Raw genomic sequence first — 18,222 nt, forward strand, 5'->3', positions numbered from 1 at the left:
GGGGGCGGGAGAGGGGTGAGGACAGTGAGCAGGAGGGTAGCCAGTCGGTGGTGAACCGACCAGGGCCCCTCCGTCACGGGCCCGCGGAGACGACGGCGCGGCCGGCCCCCGAGGGGACCGGCCGCGCCGGATCGAGCCGGGTGGAGCAGTCGCTCAGGACTCCTCGTCGCCCAGGATGGAGCGCAGACGCTTGGGGGCCGGGGCCTCCTCGGTCGGAGCGGCGCTCTCGGCGCCGTTCTGCAGCGCCTCCAGCTGCTGGGTGAAGTAGCTCTTCAGGCGCGAGCGGTACTCGCGCTCGAACGAGCGGAGGTTCTCGACCTCGCTGCTGAGCTTGTCGCGCTCGCGCTCCAGGTCGCCGAACATCTGCTGGCGACGCTCGGCGGTCTCGGAGTCGAGCATCGAGGCGCGGGTGCGCGCGTCGGACTCCATGCGGTCGGCCTTCGACTTCGACTCGGCCTCGAGACGCTCGGCCTTGGTGCGGGCCTCGCCCACGATCTTGTCGGCGTCGTTCTTGGCCTCGTCGACGAGCTCGTCGGCGTTGCGGGTGGCGATCTCGAGCAGGCGCGCCGCGGCGTTGGAGGCCTGCGGCACCGTCTCGACGCGGATCGTCTCCGTGGGGGTCGCGGCGGCGGGGGCGGCCGGTGCGGCCACGGGGGCCGGCGTCGGCTCGGGCTTCGCGACCGGCACGGGCTGCGTGACCGGCTCGGGCGTGGACGGCGCGGTGGTCGCCGGGGCGGACTGACCCGACGACGAGCCGGCCTGACCCGATCCCGACGGGCCCGATCCCGACTGGGCGGAGGCGAGCTTGGCGCGGAGGTCCTCGTTCTCCTTGGTGAGCCTCGCGAGCTCGGCCTCCACCTCGTCGAGGAACTGGTCGACCTCCCCCATGTCGTAGCCCTCGCGCAGCCGGACGGGAGTAAAGCGCTTGTTGCTCACGTCCTCAGGCGTCAGTGGCATGACCTCACCCATTCTCAGTCGTGGTGTTCAAGTGGATCCCAGACGTGCCGCGCGCGGATGCGCGAGGTCGTGCTGCGAACTTCTCGGGGAACAATAGCGCCTGTCGTGGGACAGGTGGGACAGGCGGGTCCCGGTGGGCGGCCGGGGCCCCGGAGGGCGCTCAGGCGATGTTGAAGACGGCGTCGTTGACGTTGAGCAGCACCCACGCGATGACCAGGACGAGCAGGAAGCTCAGGTCGAGCGCGATGCTCCCCAGACGCAGCGGCGGGATGAAGCGGCGCAGGAACTGGATGGGCGGGTCGGTGACCGAGTAGACCGCCTCGAGGACCAGCAGCAGCGGTCCGCGCGGACTCCAGGAGCGGGCGAAGACCTGCACCCAGTCCACGATGAAGCGCACCCACATGAGCGCGATGAAGAAGAACAGGATCCAGTGGATGATCCAACCGGCGATCTGCACGTCGGTGATAGCTCCTGTCGGGGCCGGACCGGGCTCGTCGTGACGACGGGCCTCAGCTCTGGTTGAAGAAACCGCCCTCGGCGATCCGCTCCTTGTCCTCGGCGGCGACCGTGACGTTGGGCGGGGAGAGCAGGAACACCTTGTTGGTGACGCGCTCGATCGTGCCACGGGTGGCAAACACCAGGCCGGCGGCGAAGTCGACGAGACGCTTGGCGTCGGCGTCGTCCATCTCCGAGAGGTTCATGATCACCGGCACGCCCTCGCGGAAGTTCTCCCCGACGGTGCGGGCCTCGTTGTAGGTGCTCGGGTGCAGGGTCGTGATGCGGGACAATTCGGCTACCACTCCGGTGGGGCCGGCGGCCGGACGGCGGCGCTCGGCGAGGTCGGACACGGACGCGGCTCGCGCCGCGGGCTGACGGGGCGCCGCCGGGGCGGGCTGACGCTGGGCCGGGACCGCCTGGGTCTCACGGGTGGTGTCGTCGCCGTCGTACTCGTCGTCGTACCGGCCGGTGTCCTCGAGCAGGCCGAGGTACTCGCCGATCCTGCGCATCGCGCCGCTCATGACAGTCGTCCTCCGGAACTCCTGCGCCGTCGTCCCCGGGTGGGGCGATCGGCGCTCAACGTTGTAGTCGGACCCTACTGGACCGTGGGCCTCGAACCGAGCACCGCGGAGCCGAGCCGCACGTGTGTCGCGCCGGCCGCCACCGCCTGCTCGAGGTCGCCGCTCATGCCGGCGGACAGCACGGTCGCCGCGGGGTGCTGGGCGAGCAGCCGCTCGCGCAGGCGGGCCAGCCGCTCGAAGGCGGCGGCGGGGTCCTCGGCCGGCGGCGCCACGGCCATCAGGCCCCGCAGGCGCAGGTGCTCGGCCTGCGCCACGCGGTCGGCGAGGGCCAGGAGCGCCTCGGGTCCGACGCCGGCGCGCCCCTCGGCCCCGGGCGGGTCCAGGCTGACCTGCACCAGCACGTCGAGGGGTCGCCCACGCCGCTCGGCGCCCCGGTCGAGGGGACCGACGAGCTTGGGACGGTCGACCGACTCCACGACGGCGGAGTACGCCGCGACCGCCGAAGCCTTGTTGCTCTGCAGACCGCCGATGAAGTGCCACGACAGGTCGAGGTCGGCCAGCTCCGCGGCCTTGGCCTCGGCCTCCTGGTGCCGGTTCTCCCCCACGTCGGTGACCCCGAGCCCGGCCAGGACGCGCACGTCGGAGGCGGGGAAGAACTTGGTGACGACCACCAGGTCGACGTCGTCGCGTGCGCGCCCCGCCGCCACGCACGCGTCGGCGAGCCGCTCGCGGGCACGCCCGAGGGCGGCCGTCAGCTCCGCGGCGCGCTCCGCCGGGGCGACGGAGCCGCCCGTGGGCCGGTGCGGGTCGCCGGGAGCGGTGCCGTGGGCGCTCACGCGCGCCGCCGTACGACGCCGGCCAGCCGCCCGGCCGCCCTACCGTCGCGACGGTAGGAGAAGAGGTCGGGCGACTCGCGGGTGCAGCGGGAGACGTCGTGCGCGACGACGTCCTCGCCGCGCAGCTGGGCGACCACCCCGGCGCCGACGTCGAGCGCCGGCGTGCCCCAGGTGGTCGTGGCGCGGCTCTCCGGCACGACGGCCGCGACCTCCTCGCGCATCTGCTCGGGCACCTCGTAGCACCCCCCGCAGACGTGCGGTCCGACCCAGGCCTCGATCCGCCGCGCCCCGAGCTCCCGCATGCGCGACACCACGGCGGGCACCACCCCGGCGACCAGGCCCGGTCGGCCGGCGTGGGCCGCGCCGACGACACCGGCCACCGGGTCGACGAGGAGCACCGGCACGCAGTCGGCGGCCCGGACGACGAGCACCACGCCGGGGCGGTCGGTGACCAGGGCGTCGGCGTGCGGACGCTCGGCGGCGGGGTGCTCGCCGACGGTGACGACCTCGCGGCCGTGCACCTGGAGCAGGTCGGCGACCCGGTCGCCCGGCGCGAAGTCGGCGAGGAGCAGCTCGAGGTTGCGCTGTCGCGACGCGGGGTCGTCGTCGCCCTCGACGGCGAGGTTGAGCTCCGCGAAGGGAGCAGCACTGACCCCGCCGACACGGTCGGTGAACGCGAGGTCCACGAGCGAGTCGGCGGGGCCGGTGGTGGTGCGGAAGGCGTACACCGGGGCAGGACCTACTTCAGGAAGTCGGGCACGTCGAGCTCGTCGTCGTCGAACTGCACCTGCCGCGGCGCCGGCCGCGGGGCGGGCGGCTGGGTCGGCGCCGGGCCCGTGGGACCGGACTGGCCACCCTGCTGACCGCCCTGCTGGCCACCCTGGTGCGGGGCCTGCTGCGGCGCCTGGCGCGGCGGCTGCTGCGGGGCCTGGCCGGGCTGGCCGCCCTGGGGCGCCGGCTGGCCGAAGCCCTGCCGCGCGCCCGCGGGGACGGGCTCGCGCTCCTCGCCGCGACGCAGCGACGGCGCCGGGGACGCCTGGCGGGCCTCCTGGGCCGGCTCGGCCTTGGGCTCGCGGCGCAGGACCGTGCCCTCGTCGCGCCGCTTGGGCGTGCCGCCGTCGAAGCCGGCGGCGATGACCGTCACGCGCACCTCGTCACCGAGGGCGTCGTCGATGGTGGCACCGAAGATGATGTTGGCCTCGGGGTGCACCGCCTCGGCGACGAGCGCGGCGGCCTCGTTGATCTCGAACAGGCCGAGGTCGGAGCCGCCGGCGATCGAGAGCAGCACGCCGTGGGCGCCGTCGATGGAGGCCTCGAGCAAGGGGCTGGAGACGGCCATCTCGGCGGCGGCGACGGAGCGGTCCTCGCCCCGGGCCGAGCCGATGCCCATGAGGGCGGAGCCGGCGTTGGCCATGACCGACTTCACGTCGGCGAAGTCGAGGTTGATCAGGCCGGGGGTGGTGATGAGGTCGGTGATGCCCGAGACACCCTGGAGCAGCACCTGGTCGGCCTGCTTGAAGGCGTCGAGCACCGACACGTTGCGGTCGCTGATCGAGAGCAGCCGGTCGTTGGGGATGACGATGAGGGTGTCGACCTCCTCGCGCAGCTGCGCGATGCCCTCCTCGGCGGAGTTGGCGCGGCGGCGGCCCTCGAAGGCGAACGGCCGGGTGACCACGCCGATGGTCAGCGCGCCCAGCGAGCGGGCGATGCGGGCCACGACGGGAGCGCCGCCCGTGCCGGTGCCGCCACCCTCGCCGGCGGTCACGAAGACCATGTCGGCGCCCTTGATGACCTCCTCGATCTCGTCGGCGTGGTCCTCGGCGGCCTGGCCGCCGACCTCGGGGTTGGCGCCGGCGCCGAGGCCGCGGGTGAGCTCGCGGCCGATGTCGAGCTTGACGTCGGCGTCGCTCATGAGGAGGGCCTGGGCGTCGGTGTTGATCGCGATGAACTCGACTCCCTTGAGCCCCACCTCGATCATCCGGTTGACGGCGTTGACACCGCCTCCGCCGATGCCCACGACCTTGATGATGGCCAGGTAGTTCTGTGCTGCTGCCACGGCGGCTCGCCTCTCGCTGATCGGTGGTGGTGCTGGGTCCGTGCGTCGCGCACGGGTGGTCTGGGGCGCCGCACCGGGACGGGCGGCGTTGGTGCTGCTGTGCTGCTGGGGGGTGGTGCTGGGGGGTGCTGCTGGGGGGTCGTGCCGGATGGTGCTGCGGGGAAGCGACGGGCCCTCAACTCTGACCCTCAACCTGAGGGTTATAGTTATGTCAACCTCGCCGTGACGACGACAGTAGACACACGGAGACGCCGGATCGCGCAGACACGCCCGGCGCGTCCTCGACGATCCGGAGGAGGCCCGGTCAGCCGACCGCGGGACCGCTCACGGTCGGACGGCCCGGCACGCTCACGTCGTACGCCGTGCCGGGCTGCGACAGCAGCACGGTCAGCACCTCGGCCTTGCGCGCGGACTCGTCGGCGCTCCCCCACGCCACGGTGCGGCCGTCGCGCAGCGCCAGGACGATCCGGTCGACGGTCTCGACCTCCACGTGGTCGAGCCGACCCGCGAGGTCCTCCGGCAGCGCGGCGACGACCTGGGCCGCTTCGCGCAACGCCTCCGCGGTGGTGTCGACCTGGCTCTCGACGCGCGGGAGACCCTGCGGTGCGGCGGTGTAGGTGCGGAAGGCCACGCCCTCGGCGTCGAGGCCGCGCAGCGTGCCGCCGAGCTCGACCACGGCCACGGCCACCCGCTCCTCGACCGAGATCGTCACCGCGTCGGGCCACGACCGGGTGACGTCGGCGGAGGCCACCTGGGAGAGCGACTCGACGCGGGCGCGCACGGCGGCGAGGTCGACCCGCGCCAGCGGCTCGCCGTCGGGCACCTGCGCGGCCGCCCGCACCTGGTCTGCGGCCAGCGGCCCGACGCCGGTGACCTCGACGTCCTCGACGTCGAGCAGCGCGGAGAACCACACGGTCCACACCGCAGCGGCTCCGAGCGCGAGCAGCACGAGGCCCACGACGACGTAGCGCAGCGTCGACCAGCGCCGGGCCCAGCGACGCCGCACGAAGCGGCGACGGGTGCGCCGGGTCCGCGGGTCGACCGGGTCGCTCACGGCCGGGGCCCCGCCTCGACCCCGCCGGCGCGCTGCTCGAGCAGGTCGAGCACGCGCGGGCCGACGGTGGTCACGGTGCCGGCGCCGAGGGTCAGCACGAGATCGCCCGCGCGGGCCCGGTCGACGAGGGCGGCCGGGGCGTCGGCGAGGTCGGGCACGAAGGCCACCCGGTCGGCGGGCAGCGGCACCGCGTCGGCGACCAGCGCGCCGGTCACCTCGGGGTCGGCGTCCTCGCGGGCCAGGTAGACGTCGAGCACGACGACCTCGTCGGCGGCGCCGAGCGCCTGGCCCATGGCGACGCCGAAGATGCGCGTGCGCGAGACCAGGTGGGGCTGGAAGGCCACGACGACGCGCCCCTCCCCCGCCACCGAGCGGGCCGCCTGGAGGTCGCCGGCGATCTCGACGGGGTGGTGGGCGTAGGAGTCGTAGACCCGCACCCCGGCGGCCTCGCCCTTGCGCTCCATGCGGCGCCGGGTGCCGCCGAAGGACTCCAGGCCCCGCTTGAGGGCCTCGAAGTCGTGGCCCAGGCGCAGCGCCGCGCCGAGCGCCGCCAGGGCGTCGAGCACGTAGTGGCGACCGGGGATCTGCAGGGTGACCCGACCCAGCTCGACCCCGCCGTCGACGACGGTGAAGGAGGAGGTGGTGCCGGCGAAGACGACGTCGACGGCGCGCAGGTCGGCGCCCTCGCCCTCGCCGACGCCCACGAAGGCGAGGTCGCGCGAGGCCGCGACCGCGCGCAGGGCGGCCGCGCCGTCGTCGTCGACGCAGGCCACCAGGAGGCCGCCGGGGCGGATGCGGCCGACGAACTCCTCGAAGGCGGCGGCGTAGGCCTCCTCGGTGCCCCAGTTGTCGAGGTGGTCGGCCTCGACGTTGGTGACGACCGCGACGGTGGGCTCGTAGACCAGGAAGGCCCCGTCGCTCTCGTCGGCCTCGGCGACGAAGAGGTCGCCCGCGCCCTCGGCGGCGTTGGTGCCGGTCTGGGCGAGGTCGCCCCCGACGGCGTACGTCGGGTCGGCGCCGGCCGCCTGGAGGGCGACCGTGAGCAGCGAGGTGGTGGTGGTCTTGCCGTGGGTGCCGGCGACGGCCACGACGCGACGCCCGGCCATGACCGCGGCCAGCGCGGCCGAGCGCGGCAGCAGCCGCAGCCCGCGCTCCTGCGCGGCCACGACCTCGGGGTTGTCCTCGCGCACGGCGGTCGAGACGACCACGGTGTCGGCGTCGCCGAGCTGGTCGGCGGCGTGGCCGACATGGACCGTGGCTCCCAGCTCGCGCAGCCGCTGCAGCGTCGGGGAGTCGGTGCCGTCGCTGCCCGACACGGTGATGCCGCGGGCGAGGAGGATGCGCGCGATCCCGGAGAGTCCGGCACCGCCGATCCCGACGAGGTGGACCCGGCCGAGCCGGTCGGCGGGCAGGAGGGTGGACGGCACGGGCACCCTCATCGAGCACCCCCCGTGCGGTCGCGGCGCGTCGCACCCAGCTCGAGCACCAGGCGCGCCAGGCGCTCGTCGGCGTCGCGGGGCACGAGGGCCACGGCCGCCGCGCTCATCCGCTGCAGCCGGGGTGCGTCGGTGGCCAGGCCCGGCACGGTCGCCGCGACCCAGTCGGGGGTGACGTCGGCGTCGTCGACCAGGAGCGCGCCCCCGGCGTCGACCACGGGTCGCGCGTTCTGCGCCTGCTCGCCGTTGCCGATCGGCAGCGGCACGAGGATGGCGGGCAGGCCGGTGGCGGCCGCCTCCACGACGCTGTTGGCCCCCGCGCGGCAGAGCACGAGGTCGGCGGCGGCGTAGGCGAGGTCCATGCGGTCGACGTAGTCGACGATGACGTAGGAGGAGCCCGCCGCGGCCGGGTCGGCCCCGCCGTGCTTGCCCTGCACGTGCAGCACCTGCACGCCGGCGGCCGCGAGGGCGGGCGCCGCGGCGGAGACGGCCTGGTTGAGGCGGGTCGCACCCTGCGACCCCCCGGTCACCAGCAGGGTCGGCCGAGCGGGGTCGAGACCGAAGGCTGCGCAGGCCTCGGCGCGGCTGGCGGCCCGGTCGAGCTGGGAGATCATGCGGCGGATCGGCAGGCCGACGTACTCGGCGCCGCGCAGCGGGGTGTCGGGGAAGCTCACGGCCACGCGCGCGGCGAGGCGGGCGCCGAGACGGTTGGCGACGCCGGGCAGCGCGTTCTGCTCGTGCAGCGCGATCGGGAGGCGACGACGCCGGGCGGCGAGGTAGGCCGGCACCGAGACGTAGCCGCCGTAGCCCACGACGACGTCGGGGCGGACGCGGTCGAGCACGGCGAGGGTCTCGGTGACCGCGCCGCGCAGGCGGCCCGGCACCCGCAGCAGGTCGGCGCCGGGGCGCCGCGGCAGCGGCACCGGCGGCACCAGCTCGAGGGGGTAGCCGGCCTCGGGCACGACCCGGGTCTCGAGCCCGCGGGGGGTGCCGAGGCAGGTCACCTCGGTGGCGGGGTCGAGCCGGCGCAGGGCGTCGGCGGTGGCGAGCAGGGGCGAGGTGTGACCGGCGGTGCCACCGCCGGCGAGGAGTACGCGCATCCGGACCAACCTAGCGATCGGACCGGCCGCGCCCGGAGGTGAGGCCCGCCAGCGGGCCGGCCGCCACGCCGCTGGAGCGTCCGCGCCGGCGCAGGGCGAGGGCCCGGGCCGCCTCGGGCTCGCGGCGGGCGAAGCCGATGAGCAGGCCCAGCGCGATCAGCGACGGCAGCAGCGCCGACCCGCCGTAGGAGACCAGGGGCAGCGGGATGCCGATGACGGGCAGCAGGGCGAGCACCATGCCGACGTTGATCACCATCTGCCCGACCAGCCAGACCACGATGCCGAACGAGGCGTAGCGCACGAAGGGGTCGGCGGTGTGGCGCGCGACCCGCAGGGCGGCGAAGGCGATGGTGAGGAAGAGCGCGACGACCAGCACCGTGCCGACCAGGCCCAGCTCCTCGCCGAGCACGGCGAAGATGAAGTCGGTGTGGGCCTCGGGCAGGTCGCCCCACTTCTGCTGGGAGGCACCGATCCCCTGGCCGAACCAACCGCCGCTGGACAGGGCGTAGAGCCCGTGGGCGGGCTGCCAGCCGGAGTCGTGGAAGTCCTTGAAGGGGTCGGCGAAGGTGGTCAGCCGCGAGACCCGCTCGGGGTCGCTGGCGGCCAGACCGATGGCGGCGACGCCCACCAGTGAGAGGCAGACGGCGAAGAAGCGCAGCGGCGCGCCGACCACCCACAGCATGCCGAGCATGATCGCGAACAGCACGAGCGCCGTGCCGAGGTCGCGGCCGAAGACGACCAGCCCGGTCGCCAGCAGCAGGCCGGGGACCACCGGCACCATCACCTGGTGCAGGCTCGCGAGGCGGCGCTCCTTGTTGGCGTAGATGTGCGCGGCCCACAGGATGAGCGCGAGCTTGGCGATCTCGGAGGGCTGGATCTGCAGCGGCCCGATCGCCAGCCAGTTCTGGTTGCCGTTGACCGCGACGCCGATGAAGGCGGTGAGCAGCAGCAGCGCCAGCGAGACGACGTAGCCCGGGTAGGCCAGGGCCCGCAGCAGCCGGTGGGGCAGCCGGCTGGCCACGAAGGCGAGCGGCAGCCCGAGCACCACCCACATCAGCTGGCGGCGCACGATGGCGTAGGAGTCGCCGTCGTTCTGGGTGAAGGAGTACACGCTCGAGGCGCTGAGGACCATGATCAGGCCGATGGTCAGCAGCAGGGTCGAGGCTCCCAGCAGCAGGTAGTACGAGGTGAGCGGGCGGTCGAGCGCGTCGTGCACCGTCGCCGTGGTCGTGCGCACGCGCTCGCGCAGCGTCCACCACGCCGAGGCGGCGCCGCCGGGGGCGGGCATCGACCGGGTGTCGTCGAGGCCCTGCGGGGCGGGGCGGGCGGTGCGGGTGGGGCTGGGGCCCCGCTCGGCGGTGGTGGTCACGGCGTCCCTTCCTGCGTGGGCCCTGAGGGCCCGGTCGGACCGCTAGCCGGTCCTCTCCCGGACCGCTGCGGTGAAGGCGTCACCACGAGCGGCGTAGCTGGCGAACATGTCCATGGAGGCGCATCCCGGCGCGAGGAGGACGGTGTCCCCCGACCGGGCGAGCCCGGCCGCCGCGTCGACGACCTGTCGCATGACCTGTTCTGGTGTGTCTGGTGTGCGTGTGACTGCTGGTGCGTGTGTGGCGCCAGTCTGGTCGCCGCCGACGACTTTGACGGGCACATCGGGCGCGTGTCGGGCAAGAGCGCGGGCGATCACGTCGCGGTCACGGCCCAGCAGCACGACACCGCGGAGCCGGGGTGCGGCGGAGCGCACGAGGTCGTCGAAGTCGGCACCCTTGGCCAGTCCGCCGGCGACCCAGACCACGGGGTCGTAGGCCTGCAGCGACGCCCCGGCCGCGTGGGGGTTGGTGGCCTTGGAGTCGTCGACCCAGGTCACGCCCTCGTGGGTGGCCACCACGGCGATGCGGTGGCCGTCGGGCCGGAAGCCGCGCAGCCCGTCGCGCACCGCCTGCTGGGAGACCCCGTGCGAGCGGGCCAGGGCCGCGGCGGCCAGGGCGTTGGCGACCTGGTGGGGTGCGGCCGGGTGGCCGTCGACCTCGAGGTCGGCGAGGTGGCACAGCTCGGCGGCGCTCGTGCCGCGCTCCTCGATGAAGGCGCGGTCGACGAGGATGTCCTCGACCAGGCCGAGCATGCCCACGCCCGGGACGCCGAGGGTGAAGCCGACCGCGCGGGCCCCCTCGACGACGTCGGCCTCGCGCACCAGGCGCTCGGTCTCGGGGTCGGCGACGTTGTAGACGCACGCGCGCTGGACGCGCTCGTAGATGCGCCCCTTGTCGGCGGCGTAGTCGGCCATCGAGGCGTACCAGTCGAGGTGGTCCTCGGCGAGGTTGAGCACCGCCGCCGACTGCGCGCTCATCGAGTCGGTGTAGTGCAGCTGGAAGCTGGAGAGCTCCACGGCCAGCACGTCGTAGGGCTCGGGGTCCATGACGGCCTCGACGATGGGCAGGCCCACGTTGCCGACGGCGACGCTGCGCAGACCCGCCGCACGCAGGATCGCGTCGAGCATCTGCACGGTGGTGGTCTTGCCGTTGGTGCCGGTCACCGCCAGCCACGGCGTGGCGTGGGCCGGGTCGCGCAGGCGCCAGGCCAGCTCCACCTCGCCCCAGACCGGGATCCCGCGGGCCCGCGCCTGCGCGAGCAGCGGCGCGTCGGGGCGCCAGCCCGGCGAGGTGACGAGGACGTCGGCGTCCTCGGGCAGGGTCGCCGTGGCGCCCTCCCCCAGGCGGATCGACGCACCGAGCACCTCCAGCAGCTCGGCCTTCTCCTCCTTGCCCGCCGCCGACTCGTCGAGGGCGGTGACGTCGGCGCCGAGGTGGTTGAGGTTGTCGGCGGCGGCGAAGCCGGAGACGCCGAAGCCGGCGACGACGGCCTTCACGCCGTCCCAGGGCGTGTGCCGGCCCAGGGAGTCGAGGTCGCGGGGCGCGCTCATGTGCCGGCGACCCACTCGGCGTAGAAGATGCCCAGGCCGCCGGCGACGCACAGCCCGGTGATGATCCAGAACCGGATGACCACCGTGATCTCGTCCCAGACCATCTCGAAGTGGTGGTGGATGGGCGCGATGCGGAAGAGCCGCTTGCCCGTGCCGGTGAGGCGTCGCGTGGCCTTGAACCAGGTCACCTGGAGCATCACCGAGACGGTCTCCATGACGAAGACGCCGCCGAGCACGATGAGGAGCAGCTCGGTGCGGCTGAGCACCGCGAAGCCGGCCAGCGCCGCGCCCAGCGCCAGGGAGCCCGTGTCGCCCATGAAGATCTGGGCCGGCGAGGCGTTCCACCACAGGAAGCCGAAGCAGGCGCCGGTGATGGCCGCGGCGATGATCGCCAGGTCGAGGGGGTCGCGCACCTCGTAGCACTTGCCGTAGGCGATGTCGTCCTGGCCGCACCACTGGTTGTTCTGCCAGATGTTGACCAGGGTGTAGGCGCCGAACACCATCACGCTCGCGCCGGTGGCCAGGCCGTCGGCGCCGTCGGTGAGGTTGACCGCGTTGCTGGTGGCGATGACGATCAGCAGGATCAGCACCACCGCCACCACGGCGGGCAGCACGAAGCTGTCGAAGTCGCGGATGAAGGACAGCGAGAACGACGCCGGCCGCTGGCCGCGGTCGTCGGCGAACCACGGGCTCAGCGCCAGCACCGCGAAGGTGAGGCCGACGATGGTCTGCCCGACGATCTTGGCCTTGCTGCGCAGGCCGAGGCTGCGCTGCTTGTAGATCTTGATGAAGTCGTCGAGGAAGCCGACCAGGCCGGTGCCGACGAAGAGGAAGAGCAGCAGCAGCGCCGAGGCGCTGGGCAGGTCGCGTGTCACGAGCTTGGCGACGAAGTAGCCCACCACGGTGGCGCCGATGATGACGACGCCGCCCATCGTCGGGGTGCCGCGCTTGGTGTGGTGACTGGTGGGTCCGTCGTCGCGGATCTCCTGGCCGTAGCCCCACTCGGTGAAGCGCCGGATCGCGACGCGGGTCCCGAGCAGCGAGATCAGCAGCGCCAGGCCGCCTCCCATGAGGATCGCTCTCATCCGCCTACGTCCGCTCCCTCGGTGCCGTCACTGCGCGTCGCCGCGCCGTCCCTCGCCCCGCGTCGCCGCCGGGGTGCTCCCCGACGTCGCCGGGGCAACCAGGACATCTTGGCCCACGAGGGCCGCCGGCGCCTCCGCGCCCCGCCGCCCGGTGGCGATCCTCACGTCGTGGTGCGGCCCTCGGCCAGGGACGCGAGGAGCAGCTCGCGGGCGACGAGCCGGTCATCGAAGGGGTGCACGACACCGTCGACCTCCTGGCCGGTCTCGTGGCCCTTGCCGGCCACGAGCACGATGTCGCCCGGCCGGGCCACGGCGAGGGCCGCGGCGATCGCCGTACGCCGGTCGCCGACCTCGCGCACCTCGGCGCGCTCGGCCTCGGGCACCGCGGCGGCGCCGGCCAGGACGGCGGCGCGGATGGCGGCCGGGTCCTCGCTGCGGGGGTTGTCGTCGGTGACGACGAGCACGTCGGCGAGCCGCGCGGCGATCTCCCCCATCACCGGGCGCTTGCCGGTGTCGCGGTCACCCCCGGCGCCCAGCACGACCACCACCCGGCCCGCGGTGAGCGGGCGCAGGGCGGCCACGGCCGCCTCGACGGCGTCGGGCTTGTGGGCGTAGTCGACGACGACCTCGAAGTCCTGCCCCGCGTCGACGCTCTCGAGCCGGCCCGGCACGCCGGCCAGCGCGGCGATCCCGTCGGCCACGCCGGGGGCGTCGAGCCCGGCCTCGCCCGCGGCGGCCACGGCCGCCAGGGCGTTGGAGACGTTGAAGGCACCGGCCAGGGGCACCTCGGCCGGGAACGGCGGGCCCGCCGGGCCGCGCACCTCGAAGAAGGTGCGGCTCGGGGCCGGGCGCAGCTCGAGCGCCTCCCAGTCGGCGCCCCCGCCGGTCGTGGAGAAGGTCGCGACCGGCAGCGGCGTCTCCCGGGCCAGGCGCCGGCCGTGCTCGTCATCGCGGTTGACCAGCGCGCGGCGCGCGCGGTCGGGGCCGAAGAGGGCGGCCTTGGCCTGGTAGTACTCCTCCACGGTGTCGTGGAAGTCGAGGTGGTCGCGCCCCAGGTTGAGGAAGACGGCCACGTCGAAGACCACGCCGTCCACGCGGCCCAGCACGAGGGCGTGGCTGGAGACCTCCATGGCGCACACCTCGACGCCGCGCTCCACCATGACCGCGAAGAGACCGTGGAGGTCGGGGGCCTCGGGCGTCGTCAGCGCCGTGCGTACGTCGACCCCGGCGATGCGGGTGCCGACCGTGCCGATCACCGCGGAGCGCACCCCCGCGCCGGCCAGGCCGCCCTCGAGGAGCCGCGTGGTGGTGGTCTTGCCCTGGGTGCCGGTGACGCCGATCATCGTCAGCCGCTCGGCGGGGTGGCCGTAGAGGTGGGCGCTGACCCGCCCGAGCACACGGCGGGGGTCGTCGACCACGAGGGCGGGCACACCGGGGGGCACGCGGTCGGCGCCCGCGGGGTCGGTGAGCACCGCCACGGCTCCGGCCCCGACCGCCGCCGCGGCGTAGTCGACGCCGTGGGCGCGCGCGCCGGGGAGCGCGGCGTAGAGGTCGCCCGGCCGGACGCGCTGGGAGCTCAGCGTGATGCCGGTCAGCGTCGGGTCGGTCGAGGGCGCGGTGCGGTGGGCCGGCGCCAGCTCGCGGCGCACCCACGCCGTCAGCTCCGAGAGGGGCGTGCGGGGCGGGTCTGCGGGGCGGGTGTCGCCGGGCGTGCCGGGAGTGCCAGGTGTCGAGGTCACGATCGGGTCAGCCTAGGAGCGCGCGGCCGGGCTCACCACTCGACGGGCAGGCGCGAGGGATCGGTGCCGGTGGGAGGCACGGCGTAGCGGCGCAGCGCGTAGCCCATGATCTTGGAGAAGGCCGGACCGCCGACCGAGCCGCCTCCGCCGCCGTTGGTGGGGTTCTGCACCACGACGTAGATGGTGAAGCGGGGGTCGTCGGCGGGCGCGAACCCGGCGAACGACACGGTGTAGCTGCCGTCGTAGCACTGGCACTCGCTGCTGGCCCGCTGCGCCGTGCCGGTCTTGCCGGCGACGCGGTAGCCGGGGACGGCCGCGCCCGGGGCGACGCCGACCTCGGGGTCGACCACGCGCTCCATCATGTGGGTCGTCTGGCGCGCCGCGTCCTCGCTGATGACGCGGCGCTCCGTGGCGTGGTCGGTGCCGACCTGCTGGCCGGAGTCGGTGGTGGCCGAGCCGAGCACCACGCTGGGGTCGATGCGCACCCCGCCGTTGGCGATGGTGTTGACCGCGGCCGCCATCTGCAGCGCGTTGACCGAGACCGACTGGCCGAAGGCGATGCGGTCCTGCAGCGCGTCGGACCAGATGCTCTCGTCGGGCAGGATGCCGGCGGACTCGCCGCGGATGCCCGTGCCGGTGGTGCGCCCGAGGCCGAAGGCGTCGAGGTAGGAGCGCAGCTCGCCGTCGTCGTACTTCTCCGTGGCCATCACGGTGCCGATGTTGGAGGACTGGGCGATGACGCCGGCCAGCGTGAGCCGGATGGTGCCGTGGTCGAACCAGTCGCTGATCGGGTTGTCCCCCTCGCGCTGCAGCACGCCGGGCACCGTGAGCCGCGTGCGGGCGGTGACCTTGCCGGCGTCGACCAGGCCCGCGACGGTGAGGACCTTCTCGACCGAGCCGGGCTCGTAGACGTCGCTGACGGCGCGCGAGCCGAGGTCGGCCTCGTCGGACTCCAGCGGGTGGTTGGCGTCGAAGGTGGGGTAGTCGGCCAGCGTCAGCACGTCGCCGGTGCGGCTGTCGAGCACGACGACCGAGCCCGACTCGCCTCCGGAGTCGCGCACGGCCTGGCGCAGCACGCGCTGGGAGTAGAACTGCAGGTCGCGGTCGAGGGTGGTGCGCAGGTCCTCGCCGTCGACGGCCGGCACGGTGGTGTTCTCCCCCAGCGGGACGCGGTTGCCGGCGGCCACCGAGTAGCGCGCCTCGCCGTCGACGCCGTCGAGGAGGTCGTCGAAGGTGCGCTCGAAGCCCGCCAGCGGCTTGGTCGTGCCGTTCTTGCGGGGGGTGCCGACGAAGCCGACGAGGTTGGCGGCGACGTCGCCCGCGGGGTACTCCCGCACCGGGTCGCGCTCGGTGACCAGACCGTCGTAGCCAAGCGCGCGCGCCTTGGAGACCACCGAGGTGGCCAGGGCGGCGGGCACGCTGCGGGCGATGTACTGGAAGCGGCTGTCCTCGGCCCGCAGGCGGGGCAGGATCGTGAAGTAGTCGACGTCGAGGCGGTTGGCGAGGAAGCGCGCGAGCTCCGGGGCGTCGTCGGCGGTCAGCGCCGGGTCGGCCACGACCATCAGCCCGTCGACCGACTCCGCCAGCGGCTCGCCGTTGCGGTCGAGGATGTCGCCGCGCTCGGCGGGCAGCACGATCTCCTCCAGGCCCTCGGCCGCGGCCATCGAGGCGTAGGACGCGGGGTCGAGGCCCTGCAGCTGCACGAGGCGGCCCACGAAGACCGACAGCACCATCGCGATGACCAGGAAGCCGATCCGCAGCCGCAGCTGCGGGGACCCCCTCAGCTCGCCGGCGGGGCGGGCCGGGCCACGGGCTGCGGTCCTGCGCATCGGCTGGCGGGTCTGTCGCACGCTCGTCCTCCGGGTGCTGCTGGTGCTGGGCGGTTCGGTCCGTGGTGCGGGTGGTGCACGTGGTGCGGGTGGTGCGGTTGTTACTGGACGTTCCTACCCCCACCGGCGTCGCCGTCGCGGTTGCCGCGCGGGGCGTCCTCGCCGGTGTCGTCGCCGGTCTGGTCCTGCTGGCCCTCACGTCCGCTGCCGTCGCGGGCGCCGGCCCGGTCGCCGGACCGGTCGCCGGCGTCCGAGCCCTCGCGGCCGCCCGAGCGGTCGCGGTCGCGGTCGCCCGAGCGGTCACCGTCACCCGAGCCGTCACGGTCGCCCGAGCGGTCGCGGTCGCCGGGGAGGGTGCCCTCCGGCGGCGCCTGGGTCGGGGCCGGCGGGCGGAGCTCGGCCGGCAGCGGCGCCGGGGGCGGGTCGAGCGCGAGGGTCCCGGGAGCGAGGGCGGCGTCGGTGGTGCCGGTGACGGTGCCGTCGGAGAGGTCGAGGAACTGCGGCGCGGCCGGGAGCACCAGGCCCTGGGCCTGCGCCCGGCGCGCGACGTTCTGCGGGTCGCGCAGGCGCTCGAGCTGCATCGACAGCGAGGCCTGGCGCGCGGTGAGCACGGTGGCGCGGTCCTGGAGCTCGGTGGCGGCGAAGGCCGACTGCTGCATCGAGGTGTTGAACAGCAGCAGGCCCACGACGCCGCCGAGCATCAGCAGGCTGAGCAGGGTCACGAACGGCACCTTGGCCGCCCTCGTGCGGCCCCGGGGCACGACGGTCAGCCGGGCACGCTCGACGGCGGCCTCGGCGAGGCGGGGCAGTCTGGTCTGGATCGCTCGTGCCGTGCTGCTCATCGGGCTGCTCCCCCTCGGGTGTCGGGACGGTGGGTGGTGCGGGGCGTGCGGGCGGCCGACCGGCCCTGGGGCCGGTCCTGGGGCCCGTCGGAGGGTCTGACCCGCTCGACGGCGCGCAGGCGCACGGAGGCGGCGCGCGGGTTGGCCTCGATCTCGCCCGCGTCGGCCTTCTCCGAGCCGCGGGTGACCAGGCGCAGGGCCGGCTCGCTGCCCTCGGGCACGAAGGGGAGGTCGTCGGGCACGACCGAGCGGGTCGCGGCGGTGAAGGCCTGCTTGACCAGCCGGTCCTCCAGCGAGTGGTAGGACTCGACCACGACCCTCCCGCCGACGCCGAGGACGTCGATGGCGGCCGGCAGCGCGCGGCGCAGGACGGCCAGCTCGTCGTTGACCTCCATGCGCAGCGCCTGGAAGGTGCGCTTGGCGGGGTGGCCGCCGGTGCGCCGGGCCGGTGCGGGGATCTCGGCGTACAGCAGCTCGACGAGCGGCCCGGACGTCGTGAAGGGCTCGCTCTCGCGGCGGCGCACGACGGCGGCGGCGATCTTGCGGGCGAACTTCTCCTCGCCGTAGTCGCGCAGGACGCGGGTCAGGTCGGCGGCGGAGTAGGTGTTGAGGACGTCGGCGGCGGTCGGGCCGGTCGAGGAGTCCATGCGCATGTCGAGCGGGGCGTCCTCGGCGTAGGCGAAGCCGCGCTCGCGCACGTCGAGCTGCATGGAGGAGACCCCGAGGTCGAAGAGCACGCCGGCGACCTCGCCCAGGCCGAGGTCGGCGACGACCTCGCCGATCTCGTCGTAGGTGGCGTGCACGCCGGTGAAGCGCTCGCCGTGGGCCGCCAGGCGCTCGCCGGCCAGCGCGAGCGCGGCGGGGTCGCGGTCGATGCCCACGACGCGGGCGCCGGGGAGCCGCTCGAGGACGGCCTCGCTGTGACCACCGAGGCCCAGGGTGCAGTCGACGAGCACGGGAGCCGCGCCCAGCCGGGCGGCGGCGGCCTCGTCGAGCGCGGGCGCCAGCAGGTCGACGACCCGGTCGAGCAGGACCGGGACGTGGCGGGGGGAAGCCATGGAGCCGACCTCAGCGTCCCAGGCTCGAGAGCAGCAGGAGGGTCGCGGCGCCACCGAGGGAGACCGCGGCGGAGAACGCCATCAGCACCACCGCGTCGCGCGCCTGGTGGCGCACCCGCGGCGGCGCGGGCTCGTGGGTGATGCTCATCGTCGACCCCAGATCGGGTGGTGTGCGGGCGGTGCGGGGGAAGGGCGGATCCGCCGAGCCGGGTCCCGGCCCGCTCCGTGAGAAGACTCGAGGTGGCGTTCGGTCCTGGTGCCGGGGAAGGTGCCCCAGGGCCGAGGGAGCGGGCC

The 18,222-nt window shown here is 74.7% G+C and carries 17 protein-coding genes; all 17 read right to left on the reverse strand.

Annotated elements, in window-relative coordinates; translation table 11 throughout:
• Positions 1 to 153: 153 nt before the first annotated feature.
• On the reverse strand, positions 154 to 957 hold the full coding sequence (locus tag IR170_RS13115; RefSeq protein WP_193664656.1) for a DivIVA domain-containing protein: 804 nt from the start codon (positions 955 to 957) through the stop codon (positions 154 to 156).
• A 160-nt stretch (positions 958 to 1,117) separates the two neighbouring features.
• Positions 1,118 to 1,414, reverse strand: coding sequence for a YggT family protein (locus tag IR170_RS13120; protein ID WP_056862511.1), 297 nt, complete (start codon positions 1,412 to 1,414; stop codon positions 1,118 to 1,120).
• A 52-nt stretch (positions 1,415 to 1,466) separates the two neighbouring features.
• The gene (locus tag IR170_RS13125) at positions 1,467 to 1,976 is read right to left on the reverse strand and encodes a cell division protein SepF (protein WP_056904516.1); all 510 of its coding nucleotides are present in this window, start codon (positions 1,974 to 1,976) and stop codon (positions 1,467 to 1,469) included.
• Positions 1,977 to 2,050: 74 nt separating this feature from the next.
• Positions 2,051 to 2,812 (reverse strand): YggS family pyridoxal phosphate-dependent enzyme, encoded by a 762-nt coding sequence (locus IR170_RS13130; RefSeq protein ID WP_193664658.1) that lies wholly within the window; start codon positions 2,810 to 2,812, stop codon positions 2,051 to 2,053.
• Positions 2,809 to 3,540 carry a peptidoglycan editing factor PgeF gene (pgeF, locus tag IR170_RS13135; RefSeq protein ID WP_193664660.1) on the reverse strand — a complete coding sequence of 244 codons (732 nt, stop codon included), beginning with the start codon at positions 3,538 to 3,540 and terminating at the stop codon, positions 2,809 to 2,811. The genes IR170_RS13130 and pgeF overlap by 4 nt, the downstream gene beginning before the upstream one ends.
• 11 nt (positions 3,541 to 3,551) lie before the next feature.
• Positions 3,552 to 4,868 (reverse strand): cell division protein FtsZ, encoded by a 1,317-nt coding sequence (gene ftsZ, locus IR170_RS13140; RefSeq protein WP_193664662.1) that lies wholly within the window; start codon positions 4,866 to 4,868, stop codon positions 3,552 to 3,554.
• 304 nt (positions 4,869 to 5,172) lie between these two features.
• Positions 5,173 to 5,922, reverse strand: a complete 750-nt coding sequence (locus tag IR170_RS13145; RefSeq protein WP_193664664.1) for a cell division protein FtsQ/DivIB — start codon at positions 5,920 to 5,922, stop codon at positions 5,173 to 5,175.
• Complete coding sequence (gene murC / locus IR170_RS13150; protein WP_193664666.1) at positions 5,919 to 7,361, reverse strand: UDP-N-acetylmuramate--L-alanine ligase; 1,443 nt, start codon at positions 7,359 to 7,361, stop codon at positions 5,919 to 5,921. The genes IR170_RS13145 and murC overlap by 4 nt, the downstream gene beginning before the upstream one ends.
• A complete protein-coding gene (gene murG, locus IR170_RS13155; protein WP_193664668.1) occupies positions 7,358 to 8,458 on the reverse strand; it encodes an undecaprenyldiphospho-muramoylpentapeptide beta-N-acetylglucosaminyltransferase in 1,101 nt (366 codons plus the stop codon). The genes murC and murG overlap by 4 nt, the downstream gene beginning before the upstream one ends.
• A 10-nt stretch (positions 8,459 to 8,468) precedes the next feature.
• On the reverse strand, positions 8,469 to 9,827 hold the full coding sequence (gene ftsW / locus IR170_RS13160) for a putative lipid II flippase FtsW (RefSeq protein ID WP_319805066.1): 1,359 nt from the start codon (positions 9,825 to 9,827) through the stop codon (positions 8,469 to 8,471).
• 42 nt (positions 9,828 to 9,869) lie between these two features.
• Complete coding sequence (gene murD, locus IR170_RS13165) at positions 9,870 to 11,375, reverse strand: UDP-N-acetylmuramoyl-L-alanine--D-glutamate ligase (protein WP_193664671.1); 1,506 nt, start codon at positions 11,373 to 11,375, stop codon at positions 9,870 to 9,872.
• The gene (gene mraY / locus IR170_RS13170; RefSeq protein ID WP_193664673.1) at positions 11,372 to 12,460 is read right to left on the reverse strand and encodes a phospho-N-acetylmuramoyl-pentapeptide-transferase; all 1,089 of its coding nucleotides are present in this window, start codon (positions 12,458 to 12,460) and stop codon (positions 11,372 to 11,374) included. Before mraY ends, murD begins: the two co-directional genes overlap by 4 nt.
• Positions 12,461 to 12,621: 161 nt before the next feature.
• Positions 12,622 to 14,199, reverse strand: coding sequence for a UDP-N-acetylmuramoyl-L-alanyl-D-glutamate--2,6-diaminopimelate ligase (locus IR170_RS13175; RefSeq protein WP_454557340.1), 1,578 nt, complete (start codon positions 14,197 to 14,199; stop codon positions 12,622 to 12,624).
• 32 nt (positions 14,200 to 14,231) lie between these two features.
• Positions 14,232 to 16,049: a peptidoglycan D,D-transpeptidase FtsI family protein gene (locus tag IR170_RS13180; RefSeq protein WP_319805067.1), complete on the reverse strand. Its 1,818-nt coding sequence runs from the start codon at positions 16,047 to 16,049 to the stop codon at positions 14,232 to 14,234.
• Positions 16,050 to 16,129: 80 nt separating this feature from the next.
• The gene (locus IR170_RS13185; RefSeq protein ID WP_193664675.1) at positions 16,130 to 16,870 is read right to left on the reverse strand and encodes a hypothetical protein; all 741 of its coding nucleotides are present in this window, start codon (positions 16,868 to 16,870) and stop codon (positions 16,130 to 16,132) included.
• Positions 16,867 to 17,928: a 16S rRNA (cytosine(1402)-N(4))-methyltransferase RsmH gene (rsmH, locus tag IR170_RS13190; protein ID WP_193664677.1), complete on the reverse strand. Its 1,062-nt coding sequence runs from the start codon at positions 17,926 to 17,928 to the stop codon at positions 16,867 to 16,869. Before rsmH ends, IR170_RS13185 begins: the two co-directional genes overlap by 4 nt.
• A 10-nt stretch (positions 17,929 to 17,938) precedes the next feature.
• A complete protein-coding gene (locus IR170_RS13195; protein WP_156697701.1) occupies positions 17,939 to 18,076 on the reverse strand; it encodes a hypothetical protein in 138 nt (45 codons plus the stop codon).
• Positions 18,077 to 18,222: the final 146 nt, after the last annotated feature.

The sequence above is a fragment of the Nocardioides kribbensis genome, from assembly GCF_015070375.1.
In the GTDB taxonomy this organism is placed as follows: Bacteria; Actinomycetota; Actinomycetes; order Propionibacteriales; family Nocardioidaceae; genus Nocardioides; species Nocardioides kribbensis.